Origin of the sequence: Rossellomorea vietnamensis, assembly GCF_025398035.1 — a bacterium.
GTDB lineage: Bacteria > Bacillota > Bacilli > Bacillales > Bacillaceae_B > Rossellomorea > Rossellomorea vietnamensis_B.
The window spans coordinates 3,341,122-3,360,712 of the sequence record NZ_CP104558.1 but is presented as its reverse complement, the minus strand read 5'-3'; the positions used below and the strand labels follow the sequence as shown (position 1 = coordinate 3,360,712).

16 protein-coding genes are annotated in these 19,591 nt (G+C 47.3%); 6 read left to right on the top strand and 10 right to left on the bottom strand.

Annotation, left to right across the window (positions count from 1 at the left end):
* The first annotated feature begins 318 nt into the window (after nucleotides 1–318).
* Together bglX and N5C46_RS17185 are read left to right on the top strand one after the other, a co-directional pair.
* On the top strand, nucleotides 319–2,478 hold the full coding sequence (gene bglX / locus N5C46_RS17190; RefSeq protein WP_261749543.1) for a beta-glucosidase BglX: 2,160 nt from the start codon (nucleotides 319–321) through the stop codon (nucleotides 2,476–2,478).
* Between the two features lie 19 nt (nucleotides 2,479–2,497).
* The gene (locus tag N5C46_RS17185; protein ID WP_261749542.1) at nucleotides 2,498–5,830 is read left to right on the top strand and encodes a GH36-type glycosyl hydrolase domain-containing protein; all 3,333 of its coding nucleotides are present in this window, start codon (nucleotides 2,498–2,500) and stop codon (nucleotides 5,828–5,830) included.
* A 44-nt stretch (nucleotides 5,831–5,874) separates the two neighbouring features.
* Here N5C46_RS17185 and chbG read toward each other — a convergent pair whose 3' ends face one another.
* Complete coding sequence (gene chbG, locus N5C46_RS17180) at nucleotides 5,875–6,558, bottom strand: chitin disaccharide deacetylase (protein ID WP_261749541.1); 684 nt, start codon at nucleotides 6,556–6,558, stop codon at nucleotides 5,875–5,877.
* 21 nt (nucleotides 6,559–6,579) lie between these two features.
* The gene (locus N5C46_RS17175; RefSeq protein WP_261749540.1) at nucleotides 6,580–7,305 is read right to left on the bottom strand and encodes a GntR family transcriptional regulator; all 726 of its coding nucleotides are present in this window, start codon (nucleotides 7,303–7,305) and stop codon (nucleotides 6,580–6,582) included.
* A 223-nt stretch (nucleotides 7,306–7,528) separates the two neighbouring features.
* On the opposite strand from N5C46_RS17175, the gene N5C46_RS17170 reads away from it, so the two are divergent.
* From N5C46_RS17170 to N5C46_RS17155, 4 genes are read left to right on the top strand one after another with little or no spacing between them, the layout of a single operon-like run.
* Nucleotides 7,529–8,836: a 6-phospho-beta-glucosidase gene (locus N5C46_RS17170; protein ID WP_261749539.1), complete on the top strand. Its 1,308-nt coding sequence runs from the start codon at nucleotides 7,529–7,531 to the stop codon at nucleotides 8,834–8,836.
* A 23-nt stretch (nucleotides 8,837–8,859) separates the two neighbouring features.
* Complete coding sequence (gene celB, locus N5C46_RS17165) at nucleotides 8,860–10,152, top strand: PTS cellobiose transporter subunit IIC (RefSeq protein WP_261749538.1); 1,293 nt, start codon at nucleotides 8,860–8,862, stop codon at nucleotides 10,150–10,152.
* Entirely contained in the window at nucleotides 10,149–10,457 is a 309-nt protein-coding gene (locus N5C46_RS17160; RefSeq protein WP_261749537.1) for a PTS sugar transporter subunit IIA, read from the top strand. Before celB ends, N5C46_RS17160 begins: the two co-directional genes overlap by 4 nt.
* 12 nt (nucleotides 10,458–10,469) lie before the next feature.
* A complete protein-coding gene (locus N5C46_RS17155; RefSeq protein ID WP_261749536.1) occupies nucleotides 10,470–10,775 on the top strand; it encodes a PTS sugar transporter subunit IIB in 306 nt (101 codons plus the stop codon).
* A gap of 26 nt (nucleotides 10,776–10,801) precedes the next feature.
* Here N5C46_RS17155 and N5C46_RS17150 read toward each other — a convergent pair whose 3' ends face one another.
* The 8 genes from N5C46_RS17150 to N5C46_RS17115 all read right to left on the bottom strand — a co-directional run bounded on the left by N5C46_RS17150 (nucleotide 10,802) and on the right by N5C46_RS17115 (nucleotide 19,496).
* Nucleotides 10,802–11,815 carry a LacI family DNA-binding transcriptional regulator gene (locus tag N5C46_RS17150; protein WP_261749535.1) on the bottom strand — a complete coding sequence of 338 codons (1,014 nt, stop codon included), beginning with the start codon at nucleotides 11,813–11,815 and terminating at the stop codon, nucleotides 10,802–10,804.
* Nucleotides 11,816–11,913: 98 nt separating this feature from the next.
* On the bottom strand, nucleotides 11,914–14,151 hold the full coding sequence (locus N5C46_RS17145; protein ID WP_261749534.1) for an alpha-galactosidase: 2,238 nt from the start codon (nucleotides 14,149–14,151) through the stop codon (nucleotides 11,914–11,916).
* Nucleotides 14,152–14,163: 12 nt separating this feature from the next.
* Nucleotides 14,164–14,988, bottom strand: coding sequence for a carbohydrate ABC transporter permease (locus tag N5C46_RS17140; protein WP_261749533.1), 825 nt, complete (start codon nucleotides 14,986–14,988; stop codon nucleotides 14,164–14,166).
* Entirely contained in the window at nucleotides 14,985–15,839 is an 855-nt protein-coding gene (locus N5C46_RS17135) for a carbohydrate ABC transporter permease (RefSeq protein ID WP_261749532.1), read from the bottom strand. The genes N5C46_RS17140 and N5C46_RS17135 overlap by 4 nt, the downstream gene beginning before the upstream one ends.
* Before the next feature lie 112 nt (nucleotides 15,840–15,951).
* Nucleotides 15,952–17,238, bottom strand: coding sequence for an ABC transporter substrate-binding protein (locus N5C46_RS17130; RefSeq protein ID WP_261749531.1), 1,287 nt, complete (start codon nucleotides 17,236–17,238; stop codon nucleotides 15,952–15,954).
* A gap of 269 nt (nucleotides 17,239–17,507) precedes the next feature.
* Nucleotides 17,508–17,726 (bottom strand): DUF2922 domain-containing protein, encoded by a 219-nt coding sequence (locus tag N5C46_RS17125; protein WP_061810406.1) that lies wholly within the window; start codon nucleotides 17,724–17,726, stop codon nucleotides 17,508–17,510.
* A 40-nt stretch (nucleotides 17,727–17,766) separates the two neighbouring features.
* Nucleotides 17,767–17,985, bottom strand: coding sequence for a DUF1659 domain-containing protein (locus tag N5C46_RS17120; protein WP_261749530.1), 219 nt, complete (start codon nucleotides 17,983–17,985; stop codon nucleotides 17,767–17,769).
* Nucleotides 17,986–18,116: 131 nt separating this feature from the next.
* The gene (locus tag N5C46_RS17115) at nucleotides 18,117–19,496 is read right to left on the bottom strand and encodes a Glu/Leu/Phe/Val family dehydrogenase (protein ID WP_261749529.1); all 1,380 of its coding nucleotides are present in this window, start codon (nucleotides 19,494–19,496) and stop codon (nucleotides 18,117–18,119) included.
* Nucleotides 19,497–19,591 lie beyond the last annotated feature (95 nt).

Here is a 19,591-nt window from a genome sequence, read left to right as displayed (position 1 = left end):
AGCGCATTGAATGGATTCATCTGTTGTGAAAAATCATTCAAGTTATTGAAACGTTTCGATGACTATATTATAATCAAACGTGAATACGCTTTCAACTCTTTTTTAGAAATTACTTGATAGAACATATTTTCAGCCTGACAAAGGTACCTTCTACATCTGTTAAACACTGGTATATCGCAATAAAAGGTAGTTAATGGATATAGATGGACGGGTTGACTAACCACTGAAACCCGCTTATAATTCAACTCAATTGTTTATCGAAACGTTTCACTTAAGACAAAAAATAAACGAATGAATCGTCATACGGAGGGTCTATCAATGAGGGAAAACAAGCTGCTTTCACTATTGAATCAAATGACATTGGATGAAAAAATCGCCCAGCTTATGCAGTTGGCCACACCTTTTTTCAAAGGAGCGAAAGAACAGGGCCAAATCACCGGACCTATGGCTGAAATGGGTGTGACCGAGGAAGTTGTTCAAAACAGCGGTTCCGTCCTCGGGGCATCGGGAGCGAATGAAATCATCAATATCCAGCGCACGCACCTGGAAGAAAACCGGCTGGGGATCCCGTTATTATTCATGTCCGATATCGTCCATGGATTTAAGACGATTTTTCCTGTCCCACTCGCCATCGGATGTTCCTGGGATCTGAAGTTAACCGAAAAGAGCGCTGAGATTGCGGCAAAGGAAGCTTCCGTTTCAGGCGTTCATGTCACATTTGCCCCGATGGTCGATCTTGTCCGCGATCCTCGCTGGGGAAGAGTGATGGAATCGACGGGGGAAGATCCTTTTCTGAATAGTGAATTCGCACGGGCCTTCGTCCGCGGTTTCCAAGGTCAGGATTTGACGACGGAAGTCGAACGGGTGGCGGCGTGTGTGAAGCACTTTGCTGCTTACGGCGCACCTGAGGGCGGACGTGATTATAATACTGTCGATATGTCTGAAAGAGAGCTTCGTGAGAATTATCTGCCTGCCTACCAGGCTGCCCTTGAAGAAGGCTGTGAAATGGTGATGACCGCCTTTAACACCGTCTTCGGTATCCCGGCAACCGGAAACAAACGGTTGATGCGGGATCTTCTCCGGAAAGAGATGGGATTTGACGGCGTGCTTATTTCCGATTGGGGAGCCGTGAAGGAAATGATCCCCCACGGTGTCGCAGAGAACGAAAAGGAAGCAGCTTATAAGGCGATCACGGCAGGGGTGGATATTGAAATGATGACAACCGCCTATGTGAATCACTTAAAAGAGCTTGTAGAGGAAAAAATGGTGAATGAGTCGATCATTGATGAAGCTGTCTTACGGATTTTACAGTTAAAAGAAAAGCTGGGCTTGTTTGAAAATCCGTATCGTGGAGCAAACGTGGAGCGTGAAGCTGAAGTCGTCATGAGCGCAGAACATCGAAACGCCGCTCGGGAGCTCGCGGCCAAATCGTCCGTCCTATTGAAAAATGAACAAATCCTCCCTATTCATAAGGAACAAAAAGTGGCCCTCATCGGCCCGTTTGCAGAGAGCGGGGACATATTGGGACCATGGTCGTGGCTTGGTTCAAAGGATGAAGCTGTCACGGTAAAAGAGGGAATTTTAAGGAAAACCACCGACCTATCCGTCGCCAAAGGCTGTGATATCGAAACAATCACTGACAGTCAAGTGGAAGAAGCAATGAAAGCTGCCGAAGACGCGGATGTCATTGTATTGGCCTTAGGGGAAGATTCGGAAATGAGCGGTGAAGCCGGCTGCAGAGCGAATATCCAGCTCCCTTCTGCCCAATTACAACTCATACAGCATCTGAAATCATTGGATAAGCCGATGGTCGCTGTCCTGTTTAACGGACGCCCCCTCGACTTACACGGAGTTTTGGACCAAACCGACGCAGTGTTGGAAGCATGGTATCCAGGTACGGAAGGCGGAAATGCCGTAGCCGATTTGTTATATGGAGACATGAATCCTTCAGGACGTTTAACCATGTCTTTCCCTTATCATGTGGGACAGGTGCCTGTTTATTATAATCATTTCAATACAGGCAGACCTCAAGGGGCACCAGATGCACAGGAACGTTATGTATCGCAATACCTCGACATCCCGAACGACCCGCTGCTGCCATTCGGGTTCGGCTTAAGCTACACCACGTTCACCTATTCCGGCATGACGTTATCCCGGGAAACGATGAGTGATACACAGTCCGTGGATGTTTCCATTCAGGTCACAAATGATGGGTCCGTTGCAGGTGAAGAAGTCGTACAGCTCTATATCCGCGATCACAGTGGAGAAGTCATTCGCCCAGTAAAGGAATTGAAAGCTTTCAAAAAAATCAGCCTGAAGCCGGGAGAAACGACAAACGTCACGTTTACGATTTCGGAAGAGCAATTAAGATATCATCATTCAGACCTCCAGTATACGAGCGATCCAGGTACGTTTACCGTTTTTATCGGAAGAAACAGCAAAGAGGTCACGGAGAAAACATTCACACTGACAAAATAGAAGAATCGAGGGGAAAACGATGCATTCACATGTTCAAGTAACAGCAGGGGATCTTCAATTGGAATTTTTAAAAACCGGTGACCTTTTCACCGTCACACATAAACAGAATATGATCAATCAGTTAATGACAAACCCGATCGACGGCTCACTCAATAATCTGTATCTGCGTATTCATGAAGCTGCAGAAATCCACTCCATCCCTCTGATCGGGGTGAAGTCATCAAGCACCGTTCAATTTGCTGAATCACAGGTCAAATGGACGGGATCATATGAAACGATTTCATACGAAGTCACGTTCACCCTAACCGGAAAAGGCGTATGGTTCTGGGATGTGAGACTTGATGGGACAAATGCTGAAGTAGACGTCATTTACGGACAGGACCTCGGCCTTGCAGACATTGGGGCCGTTCGTTCCAACGAAGCCTATATGTCACAGTACATCGACCATAAAGTGTTCCAGGATGAAGAGAAAGGCTACGTCCTTTGCTCCCGGCAAAACCAGCCCCAATCAAGCGGATTCCCCTATATTCAACAGGGATCCCTTGGAAAGACAATCGGCTACTCCACTGACGGATTTCAATTTTATGGACTGACATATAAAGATATAAATGAGCCAGAAGCATTAAAAAGCGCCACCCTTCCAAACGAAGTCTACCAATATGAGTTTGCTTATACAGCACTTCAATCGGAAAAAATACGACTGTACGGGTCGACGCATATTGTGTTCTACGGCGCCTTCAAAGAAAATCATGAAGCCGCCATTACCGCATTGGAGTTTCAGGAAGAAATAGAAGCCGCATGGCAAGAAGCGGCACAGGTTCATTCTGAATTCGCTCCATTAAAAGAGCAAGTACGTTTGAACCCGGAATTCGGTAAGCCACTTTCTACCCTATCCATGACTGAGGAAGAAGTGGGCGCCTATTTCCCTGCCAGACGTAATGAAGAGCGCGAAGGAGATTCACTCCTCTCCTTCTTCACTGAAACCCATGAACATGTCGTATTGAAAGAAAAAGAATTGATGACGGAAAGACCCCATGGGCATATTCTGATGTCAGGAAAGAACCATCAACTGAAAGAAGATACCATCACCACCACTTCATTCATGTATGGATTATTCAATTCACAGCTCGTTGTCGGCAACACGTCCTTCAACAAGATGATGACGAATCAACGAAATCATCTGAACGTGATGAAAACGTCCGGTCAGCGAATTTACATCGAGTCGGGCGGATCGTATCGATTACTTGCCATGCCGTCCATGTTTGAACTTGGATTCAACTATGCCCGCTGGTACTATAAAACGGCTGATGATACGATCATCGTCACTAACTACACCGTCGTCGATTCACCGGAAATCACGCTTCATGTGGAATCAAAAAACAACCGTCACTACCGCTACCTTGTCACGAACCAGGTAACGATGAACAACCACGAATATGAAGTCGGGTTTCATGTGGAAGAAGAGGAAAATGGGTTGAAAATAACGGCAGACCGTCAATCTGAGAGCAGCGGGATTTTCCCGGGATTAAGCTATCGAATGAAAGTCGATGGTGCCTCCATCGAGGTCGGAAATGAAGAAAGAATCGCACAGAATGTCGAACAAAATTCCGCATCACTGATCGTGATGGATGTAAGTGAAACAGCCGTGTGGAAGATGACGATCCAAGGATTGATCCACGGGGAAGAACAATCGTTTACAAAACGGGATATGCAAGGCGAAATCGAAACGTATCGCGCCTATTATCATCAGGTCATGAACGGATTCAAACTCTCATTAGGGGAGCAAGTACCCGCGGAATTGGAAAAAGTGAACGCACTCGCATGGTGGTACACCCATAATATGCTCGTGCATTATTCCGTCCCCCACGGACTGGAACAATACGGCGGAGCAGCTTGGGGAACCCGCGACGTATGCCAGGGGCCGACGGAATACTTCATGGCGACTCAAAATTATCAATCGGTCAAAGAAATCATTCAAACCGTCTACTCCCATCAGTATGAAGATGACGGAAACTGGCCGCAGTGGTTCATGTTTGACCGGTACTACAAATTCCAGCAGGACGACAGCCACGGGGATATCATCGTCTGGCCGCTGAAAGTCGTCGGCGACTACATTGCAGCTACGAACGATTACAGCATTCTGAACGAAACAATCCCATATACAGAACGGAACGGATTTGGTTTTACTGAGGAAAAAGAAACACTGCTTCACCATATTCAAAAAGAAATCTCCTACATCAAGGAGAATTTCCTCCACGACACCTTCTTATCTTCCTATGGTGATGGAGATTGGGACGATACCTTGCAGCCTGCCAACGCTCAATTGAAGAAATACATGGCAAGCAGCTGGACCGTGGCCCTTACGTATCAGGTACTTGTGAAATTGGAAACGGTCCTTGAAGGTACATTCGAGGAGGAAGCACAGGAAATCGGTGCATTGGCACGTGGAATACAGAAGGATTTCAACACCTACATTCTAAAGGATGAGGTCATCCCTGGGTTTGTTTATATGGAAGAGCCGGGTAGCCCAGAGTTCATGGTCCACCCAACAGATACAAAGACCGGTATTCATTACCGCCTGCTGCCCATGAACCGGAGCATCATTTCAGAATTATTCACACCTGAGCAGGCAAACTCTCATTATCAGTTGGTCAAAGAGCATCTGTACTGTCCCGACGGCGTGCGCTTGATGAATCGTCCCGCCAAGTATGAAGGTGGAGTAAGTACACACTTTAAACGTGCCGAACAGGCTTCCAATTTCGGCCGTGAAATCGGACTTCAATACGTCCACGCTCATATCAGGTATGTAGAAGCCATGGCGAAGCTCGGGAAAACCGATGAAGTGTGGCAAGGATTACAAATCATCAACCCGATCGGTCTGAAAGACGTCGTCCCGAACGCGGAAAGAAGACAAAGCAATGCATACTTCAGCAGCTCGGACGGTAAATTCGATACCCGTTATGAAGCACAGGAACGTTTCAACGAACTCCGTGACGGAAGCGTACCCGTGAAAGGCGGATGGAGAATCTACTCCAGCGGACCGGGAATCTATATGAACCAGCTGATTTCAAATTGTTTGGGTGTTCGCCAGGAAGGGGAAGATTTGATCATCGATCCCGTGCTGCCAGACCATCTAGTTGGATTGAGATTGGACTTCGAGATTATGAACAACCCTGTTACGTTTGTTTATCACCTTGGGAAATCTGATACAAAACGGATTGTGGTAAACGGGGAGGAAGTTCCTTTTGAACCAGTGACCAACCGTTATCGTCAAGGCGGGGTTAAATTGGAAAAGCAGGAGCTTAAAAAATGGCTTCATAAGGAATCCAATATCATTGAGCTATTCATCTAATCACTAATAGAGCGAGGGGATTCTCCCCTCGCTCTTCTTATTTGTTATAACAAATCATCACTCGTCAACACATCCAATTCCCTCAACCTCTGCTCACAATAAGAGGAATTCTCTTTCAAAAATGAATCAACATACGCCGGATGACACATAATCTCAAGAGTCTGATTCCCGCTGTCCAAGATCCGCTTAAACCCTTCCACCGACACCCCTTCTCCATAAAATTCCATGGAAAATCGATCGGTCAACAGGTTCTTACCTTCAACGTCATTTCCAAATGCATTCCTGACCGGCACAGCGTATCTCTCCGACAACCTCTTCACCACGGGAATCAAAGGTTGGAAGCTATGTACATGATGATGACTATCGATATGGGAAAGAGGCAGGCCGAATGATAAAAACCGGTCAATCTGCGACGTCCATTCCACTTCCACCTCATCCACATCAATCTCCTTTTCTTCGAAAACCCTGCTCGTGTATCGGAAAAATCCTCTTTCATCTACCAAAGACGAAACTTCACCAGAAACCGGTCTCCCACAGGTCAGCGTCAAATGGATGCCCACACGTAATTTCGGATAAAGCCGCGCCAATTCCACAGCATGCTCCGTCCCAGGCATATTCACAAGCATCGTCGTAGAGTTGACGATGCCAAACTTGTGACTATCAAGGATGCCGTAGTTCACCCCTCGACATAATCCAAAATCATCGGCATTGATGATGACGTTCCTCATAAGCCCCCATCCCCTTTTTCTCTAATAGGTTCTTTCGACAAGAAAACTCGCTTTATCTCCTCTAAAGACTGCTTTGGAAAATTCAATGACGGAGCCGTCTTCAACATAAGCTGTCGTTTCAATCATAAAGCACGGTGTCCCCTCTGGTACTTCAAGCTTCTCGGCCACTCGTTCATCTGCTAAAAACAGCTCGATCGTTTCGACGGTTTTTTTAATGGTCAACTCAAACTGTGTTTCCAGCAGTTTGTAGAGGGATTTCTCACATTCTTCTTTATCCAGTCCCGGTGTTTTGTACCAAGGCAGATACGCTACCTCATACTGCAGGGGGAGTCCGTCTGAATAACGGATCCTTTCCAATCGATTGACCGGATCCCCATTCTTCAATTCCAGTGTTTTTTCCACGGTGGATTCAGCCGGAATCACATTCAAACTGATCACTTTGATCTTCGGCCTTTTCCCCTGCAATCGCAATTGTTCTGTATAGTTATCAATGGTCGAGGAAAGGATCTGACTGACTTTTTGTTCAGCGACGAAGGTTCCCCTCCCCTGTTCCCGATACACGTAACCTTCAAGGGTCAGCTGCTGGAGAGCCGTCCGGATGGTTGTGCGGCTGACATTGAACTTGTCACAAAACTCTGCCTCTGTCGGCAATTTTGTATTCGGCTCGTATTCTTTATTTTTAATCATTTCAATGATTTCTTCCTTCACATGTGAATGCAGGGCTTTCGGTTCTTGTGTCTCTTTCATTCTGTTTCTCCCTTCCACTTTCTTCCTACACTTGTTATAACACATTCACGTTCATTTCTCTATTCCTATTTATTTTATCATATAAATCAATTTGTTATTACAAATAAACAGGATATAGTCATAATTTTAAAATTTGTTATTACAATATATAGACGAGTATAAATTTGTATGATACATTATAAAAAAATAGAAATCGCTTTCATGATGAAAGGAGCTCGACAGAATGTCACTAAAGGTTGTCATAATCGGAGGCGGTTCAAGCTATACCCCCGAAATCATCGAAGGATTCATCAAGAGACATCGTTATTTCCCAGTCTCAGCGATCACCCTGGTGGACATTGAAGCCGGAAAAGAAAAGCTTGAAATCGTTGGGCAATTTGCTCGTCGAATGATCAGAAAGTCAGGTGTACCCATTGAGTTGGAGTGGACTCTCAACCGTCAGGAAGCCCTTATCGATGCTGACTTTGTGACGACACAGATCAGGGTGGGAGGCCTCTCTGCCAGGGAAAAAGATGAACGGATTCCGTTAAGCCACGGAGCCATCGGTCAGGAAACCAACGGGGCAGGCGGGATTTTCAAAGCCCTCCGTACCATACCGGTCCTGATGGAAATTTGTCATGACATCCAGAAGATTTGTCCCAACGCATGGCTCATTAATTTTACCAATCCGGCAGGCATCGTCACGGAAGCATTACTGAAATACAGCCCTCATAAAAAGGTCATCGGGGTATGCAATATCCCCTTCAACATGAAAAACAGCGTGGCTGAAATGATGAATTGCCCGGCAAATGACATACAAATCGAATTCGTCGGGATGAATCATTTTGTGTTTGGAAAAAGGGTTTGGATGCGTGGCAATGAGGTCACCGGTCAGGTTTTACAAAAACTGATCCATCAAGAAGGTGATTATTCTCCCGCCAATATCGTCTCACTCGGGTGGTCGAAGGAATTCCTTCAAGCCCTCGGGATGCTTCCCAATCCTTATCACCAATACTACTTCCAAGGGGCAGCGGTATTGGAGAAAGATCTTCAAGCCTATCGCGAAAATGGTACACGGGCAGAGGTTGTTCGAAAAGTTGAAAAAGAACTTTTCATACAATATAGGAAAGAAGAGTTGAACGAAAAGCCAAAAGAACTGGAAAATCGAGGAGGTGCCTATTACAGTGATGCTGCCTGCAGCCTGATGGAGAGCATCCACAACAACGCCGGCGACATCCAAACCGTCAACACGATGAACAACGGATCTATCCCGGACCTTCCAAACGACGCCGTCATCGAAGTGAACTCCGTCATTACGAGGGACGGACCTCAACCGCTGACGGTCGGACCGCTTCCTGCATCTGTCAAAGGAATCATCCAGCAGATGAAAGCGTTCGAAGAGCTCGTCATCCGGGCTGCACGGTCCGGAAAATACACTCATGTCTATCAGGCCATGGTGATGAATCCATTAGTACAGAACGAAGGGGTAGCAAGACAGCTGGTGGATGAATTATTAGAAGCTCACAGAGAGTTTTTGCCGCAATTCAATTAATCTAGCAAATGGGGGAAAGAGAAATGAGTAAAGTAATGGGGTTTATGGAAAGTAAGTTTATGCCTGTTGCAGGCCGGATCGGATCGCAAAGGCACCTGGTCGCCATACGGGATGGATTCGTCTCGATCATGCCATTGATTATCGTCGGATCCCTGGCGGTGTTATTGAATAACCTGCCGATCGACGCCTTTCAGAACTTCATGGTGTCTGTATTCGGTGAAAGCTGGAAATCCGTCGGCGGGAATATGTGGAACGGATCCTTCGCGATCCTTGGACTGCTCGTCGCTGCCTCCATCAGTTATCACCTAGCAAAATCCTATGATATCGACGGGCTGTCCGCTGCATTGGTGTCGATTGCGTCACTCATCATCCTTACACCGGTCACAGAGGATTGGGGAATATCCTATGCATGGACCGGCGCCCAAGGAATCTTCGTCGCCGTCATCACGTCCCTCCTTGTCACCGAATTATTCAAAGTGTTGATTCGTTCGAAGTTTACGATCAGTATGCCTGACGGGGTCCCTGAAGGGGTCATGAAATCATTCAAAGCCCTGATTCCGGCCACGATCATCTTGATTCTTATTGGTCTCATTCAAGCTCTCTTAACTTCACTTGCAGAAAAAAGCTTATTTGAAATCGTGTTTACGTTGATCCAAGAGCCGTTACAAGCTGTTTCGAACTCACTGCCATCAGCCATCGTCGTCGCATTCCTAAATCATTTCTTATGGTTCTTCGGCTTACACGGCACAAATATTTTAGGTCCGATCATCGAACCGATCTACCTGCCATTAATTGAAAAAAATCAGCAGCTTTTCGCAGCCGGCACCAGTGCCTTCGATGTTCCGTACATCGTCACCAAGCCATTCTTTGACGCGTATGTGTACATGGGTGGATCCGGAACGACCATCGCCCTGATCATCGCCATCTTCCTTGTGGTGAAAACAAAGCATTACCGCACCGTTGGAAAGCTTTCTGCCGCACCCGGGATCTTCAATATCAACGAACCGGTCATTTTTGGGTTACCAATCGTATTGAACCCGTTGATGTTCATTCCATTTTTACTGGCTCCTGTTGTCCTGACGGTTACGTCTTATCTGGCTTTAAGCCTGGGGATCGTACCAAAAACCGTGGCAATCGTTCCGTGGACGACACCGCCAATTATCAGTGGATACCTGGTGACAGGGGGATCTTGGACCGGAATTGCACTTCAACTGGTGAATCTGACCATCGCTACACTTATGTACATCCCATTCCTTCTCGCATCTGAACGTGCTCAATTAAAGAAAACCAATGAAACGAGTGATAAAATCGCATGACGTTAACGTTGGAAGAAATCTCATTTCATATCATCTTGCATGCCGGCAACGCCCGCTCTTCCGCCATGGAAGCGATGCAGTCTGCCAAGAAAAAACAATTTGACATAGCAGAGAATAAAATGGCCGAGGCAGCGGATGAAGTTCACAAGGCCCATCACTATCAAACTCAATTACTACAAAAAGAAGCCAGTGGTGAAGGAGAGAATCCTACGATTCTATTGATTCACGCTCAGGATCATCTTATGAACGCCATCACCGTCAAAGAGCTGGCCCAGGAAATCATTGAAATCCATCAAAACAGGTAAGGAGTGCTTTCTATGAATATCATGCTCGTCTGTTCAGCAGGAATGTCGACAAGTATGCTCGTACAAAAAATGCGGAAAGCCGCTGAAGAAAAGGAACTTAAGGTCACGATCAATGCCACATCCGAAGCGGACTTAAGCAATCATTTAGATAAACTGGACGTGATCCTGATCGGCCCTCAAGTACGCTATCTATCTTCTAAAATCATTGAAAAAGCTGAGCCCTATGGGATTAAAGTCGATGTCATTGATGGGATGCATTATGGAATGATGAATGGGGCGAAGGTGTTGGAGCAGGCAGAGGGATTGGTGAGGAAATAAATAGAACTAAAAAAGAGTAGCCCTGGCTACTCTTTTTTAGTACAGCTCTCCCGCTTTACTAAATGAGCAGGAACCACGACTTTCTTCGCCAGTTCCCGCTTCGATTGAATCTGATCCAGCAATAACTCCACGGCCGATTCGCCCATGAATTCCGTGTACACCTTCACGGTCGTCAAGGAGGGCTGAAGGAACTTGGAAGTAGCGATATCATTGAATCCGATGATCGAGACCTCCTCAGGGATCTTAATCCCTTTTTCGTGAAGCGCCCGAATGGCCCCGATCGCCATGGAATCCGACGCAACAAAGAAGGCAGTCGGCACTCTATCCGCTTTTAACGCTTCACCCATCAAGCGATATCCGTCCTCGGCGGTAAAATGTCCGTCCGTCCAGACCTGGTCCCCGTCGTACAAATTTCGGAGGGCCAGGTATTCGTAAAAGGATACCTCCCGCTCATCACGGATCGGCTCGTCTTCCACCACGTACTCATGGCCACCGATATAGCCGATATGCTCATGACCGAGACCGATCAGGTGATCAAGCACTTCCCCCATCGCTTTCCTGAAGTCGACGACCACACAGTCATAGTCATCGGACGGCGCGTAATCCACGAGTACGAACTGTCGGGCCGCCCGTTCGAACAGATCGATTTCCGATTGACTGTATTTCCCTACGGCTATGATGCCGTCCAACCCTTCAAGCTTGGCGGGATCGATTCCATCGGCGTGTTTATATAATTTCACAAGATCGATATTCCGTTCCTGACATTCCCGTTCCACTCCGGTCCGGACCGCCATATAGTATGGATCCGCCATTTCCTGCTGATCTGAATACCAGTAGATCAATCCGAAGAGCATCCTATCCTTGATCTGTCCGGGATCTTTACGATTCCGCAGCGTTTTATAATTCATATCCTGTGCAACCTGAAACACTCTCTTCTTCGTTTCTTCTGCAACGGAGAGCGTTGTATCATAATTTAATACTCTTGAAACAGTAGCCAGGGAGACACCCGCTTTTTCTGCTATATCCCTTAAAGTGGCCATCCCACTTCCTCCTTCTTTTCACGCAATGCTATTTCCATTATAACGAAGAATCGGGTGCTACACACATACTTCCTCTTATTTGTGGAGGTCCGTCCCTCTTATTTCACTTTGCGGAGCTTCCAGATGTGAGATTGGAAGTCCCCTTTGAGCATGGTTTGTTCTGTTGTGACGGTGCCGTTGAAAAATGGAGGGAGCAGCAGTCCGATGTTCATCAGTTCATCTCCGTACAGTTTCTGTCCGGTATGGTCGATTTCATATAAGGCGTCTGGATCCAGTCCTTGTAGCCGGACACGGATCAATCCGGGGTTTGGCTGTGCGAGCGTCCGGTAAAAAGCCACGATGGCTTCTTCCGATTCCCTGTCCACCACCATCCAGGAGGTTTCATTTCCATTGAACGGACTTAGGAGGCGATAAAAGGTTCCGAACTGAAGCAGTCGTCTATTCTCTTTTATAAAATGAACTTGTTCTTTCACGGTTTCCTTTTCTTCTGCCGTAAAAGTCGTGGCATCGAGTTCATATCCGAAGGCACCGAACATCGCCACATGAAAACGCGTGTCAAGAGGCGTCTCTCTTCCGGTTTGGTGATTAAGCACACTCGAGACGTGGGCACCCATGGATGAAATCGGATAAACAAGTGACGTACCCCATTGAATCTTCAGCCGCTCCACGGCATCCGTGTTGTCACTCGTCCACGTTTGCGGCATATAGTGGATCATCCCCGGATCAAATCGGTTCCCTCCGCTTGCGCAAGATTCGAAGAGAATATGGGGAAAACGGTTTGTCAGTTTGTCCAACAGCCTGTAGAGACCCAGCACATAACGGTGGGCCACCTCCCCCTGACGTCCTGCCGGAACCGAAGCTGAACCTATTTCCGTCATGTTCCGGTTCATATCCCATTTCACGTACGAAATCGAAGCTGAAGAAAATAACTGCTCCAAGGTATCATATACGTGATCCACCACTTCTCCGTTCGCTAAGTCGAGAATGAACTGATTGCGGCCATGTGATAAGGTACGGTCTGTCACACCAAGGACCCAGTCAGGATGTTTTCGGTACAGGTCGCTTTCCTTCGACACCATTTCAGGTTCAACCCAGAGACCGAACTGCATCCCCTTTTTCTTTAAGATCGTTTCACTCAAGCCTTCAATTCCATTCGGAAGCTTACTCTTATCTGGGATCCAGTCACCAAGGGATGTCGTATCATCATTCCGCTTACCGAACCAGCCGTCATCCAGGGCGAACAGTTCGATTCCAAGCTCTGATGCGGCCTCACAAATGTCGAGGATCTTGTCTTCATTAAAATCAAAGTAGGTAGCTTCCCAGTTATTGATGAGAACCGGTCGCTCCTTGTCCCTCCATTCTCCCCTGGCGAGTCGGGAACGGTATAAATCATGGAACGTCTGACTCATCCCGTTCAATCCGGAACCGGAATACACCATCACCGCTTCAGGTGTCTGAAAAGAACATCCTCCTTCTATCGTCCAATCGAACCCAAACGGATTGATCCCCAGAAGGGCGCGGGAAGTATCATAGGCATCCACCTCGACCCCTCCGAAAAAATTCCCGCTGTAGATGAGGCTGAATCCGTACACTTCTCCCTGACTTTCAGAAGCATCAGGGGATATCAACGCGAAAAACGGATTGTGATTCGAGCTTGAGACACCCTTCTTACTGTCAATGGACTGCAGTCCTTTTCTGAGGGGCTGACATGATACATGACGTTCCCTGATCCACGCTCCATGGAGGTGAAGGAAATCAAAGTCGGAATGTGGAAGATCAAGAGAAGCACTGAGCAATCGCTCAATCACGACCGGTTCACTCCCCAGATTACGAAGCCGAACACTTCGCACGATTGCATCCCGATCGTGATAGACCGTATAGAGAAGATCCATTTCAAGCATCGCAGCGGAGTCCTCGAGAGTGACCGTCAATGTCTCCGCTTCCCCTTCATCCTCAACATACGTGGATGGCAAACCGTCAAGCGCCGGCTTCCCTTTTTCCAAACGGAAGCCTTTATAAGTGAAATGAGAAGTCCTGCTACCGTTTTCATGCTGCAGGACGAAGGCAGGCTCTCGATAATCACTGGTCCCAAAGCTTGGATACTCCTGCTTCAAAAATTCCAGTGAGAAGAACGGGTCTCCTTCATAAGGAAACGAGGCGTTACCAAGAGGCTCTGCCGGGAGCTGGATGAGATGGGAGAAATCGTCCCTGTGCCTCACTTTTTTCCCGAAATACAGTTGACCGGGCTGACCATTTCTCAGAATCGAAAAGATGTAGCTTATGTTTCTCCCCTGCAGATGAAACTGCATATATTCTTCATTGATGAATACCGGCATATGAATCCCTCCTTATTTAACGGCACTGCCAAGCATGCCCGAAATGAACTGGCGTTGAAGAGCCAGGAAGAAAATGATGATTGGAATCGTGGCGATCGTAACCCCCGCCATCACCTGACCATAGTCGATCCGGGATAGTCCGAATAAACTGGAAAGCGCAACCGGGAATGTGTACATATCCGTTGACGACAGAGCGATCAACGGCCATAGGAAGCTGTTCCACTGATACAGGAATAAGAAGATCGCTGTCGCAGCGAGTGCCGGCTTCATGGACGGCATGACGATCTTGAAGAAGATCTTCCATTCACCCGAGCCGTCGATCCTTGCCGCTTCGATGAGGGAAGTCGGGAAAGCGAGCATATTCTGCCTCATCAAGAAAATCGCAAATGGATAGGCGAGGTTGGGCAGGATGACGGCTTTATACGTGTTCAGCCATCCGAACCCTGCCATCATTTTGAATAAAGGAATGATGGTCGCGTGATAGGGCACCATCATCGAAAGTAAGAAGATGCCAAAGATGATATTCCGGCCTTTGAAGCGGAATTTGGCAAACGCATAGGCCGCCATGGAACAAATCAACAAACTCAAGACCGTGTAGACAATGGCGATGAATAAGGAATTGAACATGACGCGTCCGATGCCGATTGCCTCATTCAGATTTTGCACATTTTCCACGAGCTTTTCACCAGGTGCAAGGACCGGCGGCTTGGAGAACATCTTCCCACTTTCATTCGTCGCGCCGATCGCTGCCCAGTAAAAGGGAAATAACGATACAAGCGCACCAAGGGCTAAAACGATATAGAGAACGATTTTTCTACCTGTTTTTGATTGTCTCATTCTTGATCACCCGTAATTTTAAATTGGATAAACGTCATGATCCCGATTAGAATCACGATGACATATGCAATCGTTGAAGCATAACCGAAGTCGAAGTAACGGAATCCTGTTTGATATAAATACATACCGATCGTAAGTGTCGCATCACTAGGTCCACCCTTTGTGAGCACAAATGGTTCATCGAATAATTGCAGCGTCCCGATCGTGGACAGAACGACTGTAAAGAGAATCACCGGTTTCAACTGTGGGATGGTGATGAAGAAGAACTGGCGGATGCGGGAAGCACCGTCCATGCTTGCCGCTTCGTAAAGCTCTTCTGGAATATTTTGAAGTCCCGCCAAATAGATGACCATATTGTATCCGACCCACCGCCATGTCATGGCGATGATCAGGGAGGCCTTTGCCCAGAAACGATCGTTCAGCCACGGTATCGCCTTGAAACCCAAGGAGGTCAACAGCTGATTGACGACCCCATCGTTCATCAGCATGATGGAGAAAATGATGGAGTAGGCCACAAGGGAAGTGACAGCAGGCAGGAAGAAGGTGACACGGAAGAAACCCTTCATCCGGAGTAAAGCTGAATTTAATAATGAGGCCAATACGAGCGCTAACAGCACCATGATCGGTACTTGGATGACGAGCAGGATAAAGGTGTTTTTCAGTGCCGTATGGAAGATCTCATCCGACAGCAAGCGCTTATAATTATCAAGCCCCACGAACGTCAGCGTCGCTCCCTGACCTGTCTGGAAGCTGAGAATAAAAGAAGAGATGATCGGATAGAGCATGAACACACTGAACAAAATGACCGCGGGTGCGATGAATAAATATGGAATATATGATTTCGTTTTCATACATCAACCTTCTTTCCGGCAGGAAGCCGAGTGGCTGCCCTGTTTCTTGATAGAAAAAGAGAGACTTAGACCACAAGAACCCCTTGGCTCTAACTCTCTCTTTTCTTATTTCTTACTTGTTAATATCACGTTTCGTACGATCACTTAAGCGTTTTGCCGCTTCTTCAAGGGCCTTTTCCGCTTTTGTGCCATTGAATGTATCAGCCTGTGCTTTGATGGCTTCATCCAATGCAAGGGAATAGTCCTTCGTGTAGTAGGCTGTCGGGACGTCCTTCATTTCATCCGCAAACAATTTCCAGATGTTTTGTCCTCCGAAGAATTCCACTTCGCCGTTAAATACGTCTGACTCATACGTCGTATTCAGGGATGGGAACAGTCCGTAGTCCTCCATCGCCATGATTTGAGTATCCTTGTCTGTCGAGAAGTACTCCAGGAAATCGTACGCTGCATCGGCATTTTCACTTGCTGCAGGAATCATCCAGCTTGAGCCTCCGAGGTTGGAAGCACGATTGCCGCCCTCTTCGACCGCAGGAAGCAAGAACACGCCCCAGTCACCGCTTGTATCCTTCGCCTGATCGACAATCGTTCCGTAGTACCAGGCACCGAACGGGATCGTCGCAACGGAACCGTCGACTGTCGATGAAACAACACCATTCCATCCGTCTACGTTTTTAATTAAATCCGCATCGGCAAATTTCTTCTGGATTTCCATCGCCTTCACGGCTTTAGGATTTGTTAAATCGATGTTGCCTTCTTTGTCATAGTAGAAGACACCTTGCTGATTCAGCATCATACGGAAAGTCGGGTCATCCTTGAACATATCAAGCGGCATGGCGTATGAACCGGTTGCCTCCTTGATTTTCTTCCCGGCTTCAAGGAAATCATCCCATGTGTTGATGTCTTCCGCTTTCACTCCTGCTTTTTCAAACAGGCTGCGGCGATAGAACATTCCTCCAGGACCCGCATCAAACGGCATGGCGTAGTATTTGCCTTCCACTTGCGCCAGGTCATTTTTGAACGATGGGAATTGATTTTCATGATCAGAGAATCCTTTATCAGAAAGATTCAAGAACCCTTCAGGAAATGCTTCTACATAACCATGGATACGATCGTCTTCCACCAGTACGATATCCGGCAGACCGACACCGCCAGCCGCTAAGCCGGTGGATAACTTGTCATACACATCAAGTCGCCCGATATCCTCCACCTTCAATTTCACGTTCGGGTGATTCTTTTGATATTCCTTGACGGCATCATTCAGAGCCCCGACGTTGACGTTCCATGCCCAGGCAGTCAGCGTCACCTTCCCGTCCTTGCTTTCAGAACCGCTGCTTCCCGAACTGCATCCGGCAATGATCAACGTTGCAATGATACCCATTAAAACGAAAACCTTCTTCATACCCCTTGTCCCCCTTGTTTTTCATAGATTAAAAGAGCTGTAATCGTCTCCCGAAAATGCTACTTATAAGAAAGCGTTTACATCTTATGTATGATTTTAGTAAATATTCAGATATCAGTCAAGTTAATTTTAGTAAAAATTTTTATTTATTTTACTTAATAAAAAAGAACAGCCTCTCATATAGTGATAGTTGGTATGAATAAGAGAATGCTTTACACAAAAAAACCGTCCGGGATGTCAGCTATTACTGATATCCCGGACGCCGGCCATTACATTACATCATAATCCGTCACATTACGTTCCACCACCCGCGCACCTTCCACACTCACAAATGCACCCGTCGAACTTGCAAACACATTGGTGGCAATCAGGTTGTCCATCGCGGCTTTCACTGCCACTGTATCGATCGGATCGATCGGGTCATTGATGGATAACTTCGCCGACTTCCCGGTTTCCGTTTTAAATTCCAGTTCCAATACTTTCGCCATCGTTTATACCTCCTTCCCATGTGATATCACTCACCTTCTCTTACTCATTAATGTCAAAACTCTGGAGCTTCTCCACGTTGAAAAGCGCTTTGGATGAAAGACTTGCGATGGATAATGCCGCACTGTTCATCTCATCGGCTGATGCCAGGGCATTGATGTAGCTGTACGATTTGTACGCGAACTTAGGCTTGCCTTTCTCATCCTGCCCGTCATTGTAAGCGAGACGAACTCTCGTCGACTTCAGATCCGCTGTTGCCATGTGCCTCACCTCCTTTCACCCTTTATATAGGCGAAGGGAAGAAGGAAAGACACCCTGCATAAAAAAAATGAGAGGGACGGACCTCCATTCCTAGCACCAGCTCCTAGGAATAAAGGTCCGTCCCTCAAATATTAATACAGTTTTCCCTGTCGATAGAGGACCGTCGAGAGTTTCATGACGGAGTGGATGTAGCAGTTCTGGCGGAGCGGGAATGGGTCTCCGAAGAAGAGGGGCAGGACGGTGTCGAGGGTGGATTTCATTTTGTCGTAGAGGAGGTTGAAGACTTCTTCCTCTGTGTAGAACTGGGTTTCCCTGCCCTGCAGCCATTCGAAGTAAGAGACGATCACCCCTCCGGCATTGGCGAGGATATCAGGGATGATGATGACCCCCTTTTCACTCAAGTACGAATCCGCTTCTGTCGTGATCGGCGCATTCGCTCCTTCGACGATGATCCCGGCTTTCACTTTCCCTACGTTATCCTTATGCACCTGATCTTCAAGGGCAGCAAGCATCAGAACGTCAACGTCCAGATAAAGGACCTCATCTCGCTCTTGAATTTTCGCCTTGACTCCGATTTCCTTTAACTGACCATCTTCAGTAGGCAGGTCACCCTTATTCTTCATCGTAAACTCGACCAAAGCCGGAATATCGAGGCCATCTGCATTGTACATTGTCACATTCCGGTCGCTCACCGCCACCACTTTATTTTGCAGATGGGTGGACTGATGGGCTTCAAGGGCTGCAACTGATCCGACGTTCCCGAAGCCCTGGACGGCGATCGTCAGGGGTCTGTCCTCATAATCAAGGGCCGTTTTCGCAAACACATTATCCGTCTTCGTCAGCAGGCTCTTCTGTTCCTTCACGAAATTATGGACGAGGTAACGGAAGGTAAAGAACACGCCTTTCCCCGTCGCCTCCCGTCGACCAAGGGACCCGCCGTTCACGACGCTCTTCCCGGTAAAGCTGCCTCTGTAGGGCATCCCGGGGCGAATGCTCTTGTACTCGGCCATCATCCAGTCCATTTCCCGTTCACCGGACCCCATATCAGGTGCCGGGATATCCTTATCAGGTCCCAGGATATCACTGAAGTACTGCACATATTTCCTCGCGATCAAATGAAGCTCCTTCTCGGAATATTCGCGGGGATTCAGGATGATCCCGCCTTTCCCACCGCCGAACGGTACGTCATGGAGGGCATTCTTCAACGTCATCAATGACGCCAGGTTCACAACCTCTTCCTCGTTCACCGACTCATGAAAACGGATCCCTCCCTTATAAGGCCCGAGGGCATTGTTATGCTGAACCCGGAACGCCGGGATCCGGACGACCTTCTCATCATCGAGGGGAATCCTCAGATACGATTTATGTACGTGATTCGGCGTCGACAGGATCGACGTCAATGACGTAAACGCTTTCTTTCGGTTCTCTCCTTTCACTTCCGGTAAAAATGACTGGTCCTCCAGTAACGCATCCAATGATTTCTGAACGATATCTCGCGTTTGGCTGATCAAATTGGGTCCCTCCTATTGGTTTTAAGAAAATTTTGGTATTTAGTATAGGGTTACCCTTTAAGATGTGGTTAAAAACGACTATTTTCCTATCTGAC

Excerpts from the sequence above, each read along its gene's own strand:
- N5C46_RS17155 (WP_261749536.1), top strand. The coding sequence starts at position 10,470 with ATGAATATCATGCTCGTCTGTTCAGCAGGAATGTCGACAAGTATGCTC.
- celB (WP_261749538.1), top strand. The coding sequence starts at position 8,860 with ATGAGTAAAGTAATGGGGTTTATGGAAAGTAAGTTTATGCCTGTTGCA.
- N5C46_RS17175 (WP_261749540.1), bottom strand. The coding sequence starts at position 7,305 with ATGAAAGAGACACAAGAACCGAAAGCCCTGCATTCACATGTGAAGGAA.
- N5C46_RS17150 (WP_261749535.1), bottom strand. The coding sequence starts at position 11,815 with ATGGCCACTTTAAGGGATATAGCAGAAAAAGCGGGTGTCTCCCTGGCT.
- N5C46_RS17160 (WP_261749537.1), top strand. The coding sequence starts at position 10,149 with ATGACGTTAACGTTGGAAGAAATCTCATTTCATATCATCTTGCATGCC.
- N5C46_RS17170 (WP_261749539.1), top strand. The coding sequence starts at position 7,529 with ATGTCACTAAAGGTTGTCATAATCGGAGGCGGTTCAAGCTATACCCCC.
- N5C46_RS17145 (WP_261749534.1), bottom strand. The coding sequence starts at position 14,151 with ATGCCGGTATTCATCAATGAAGAATATATGCAGTTTCATCTGCAGGGG.
- bglX (WP_261749543.1), top strand. The coding sequence starts at position 319 with ATGAGGGAAAACAAGCTGCTTTCACTATTGAATCAAATGACATTGGAT.
- N5C46_RS17140 (WP_261749533.1), bottom strand. The coding sequence starts at position 14,988 with ATGAGACAATCAAAAACAGGTAGAAAAATCGTTCTCTATATCGTTTTA.
- N5C46_RS17120 (WP_261749530.1), bottom strand. The coding sequence starts at position 17,985 with ATGGCAACAGCGGATCTGAAGTCGACGAGAGTTCGTCTCGCTTACAAT.
- N5C46_RS17185 (WP_261749542.1), top strand. The coding sequence starts at position 2,498 with ATGCATTCACATGTTCAAGTAACAGCAGGGGATCTTCAATTGGAATTT.
- chbG (WP_261749541.1), bottom strand. The coding sequence starts at position 6,558 with ATGAGGAACGTCATCATCAATGCCGATGATTTTGGATTATGTCGAGGG.
- N5C46_RS17130 (WP_261749531.1), bottom strand. The coding sequence starts at position 17,238 with ATGAAGAAGGTTTTCGTTTTAATGGGTATCATTGCAACGTTGATCATT.
- N5C46_RS17135 (WP_261749532.1), bottom strand. The coding sequence starts at position 15,839 with ATGAAAACGAAATCATATATTCCATATTTATTCATCGCACCCGCGGTC.
- N5C46_RS17125 (WP_061810406.1), bottom strand. The coding sequence starts at position 17,726 with ATGGCGAAAGTATTGGAACTGGAATTTAAAACGGAAACCGGGAAGTCG.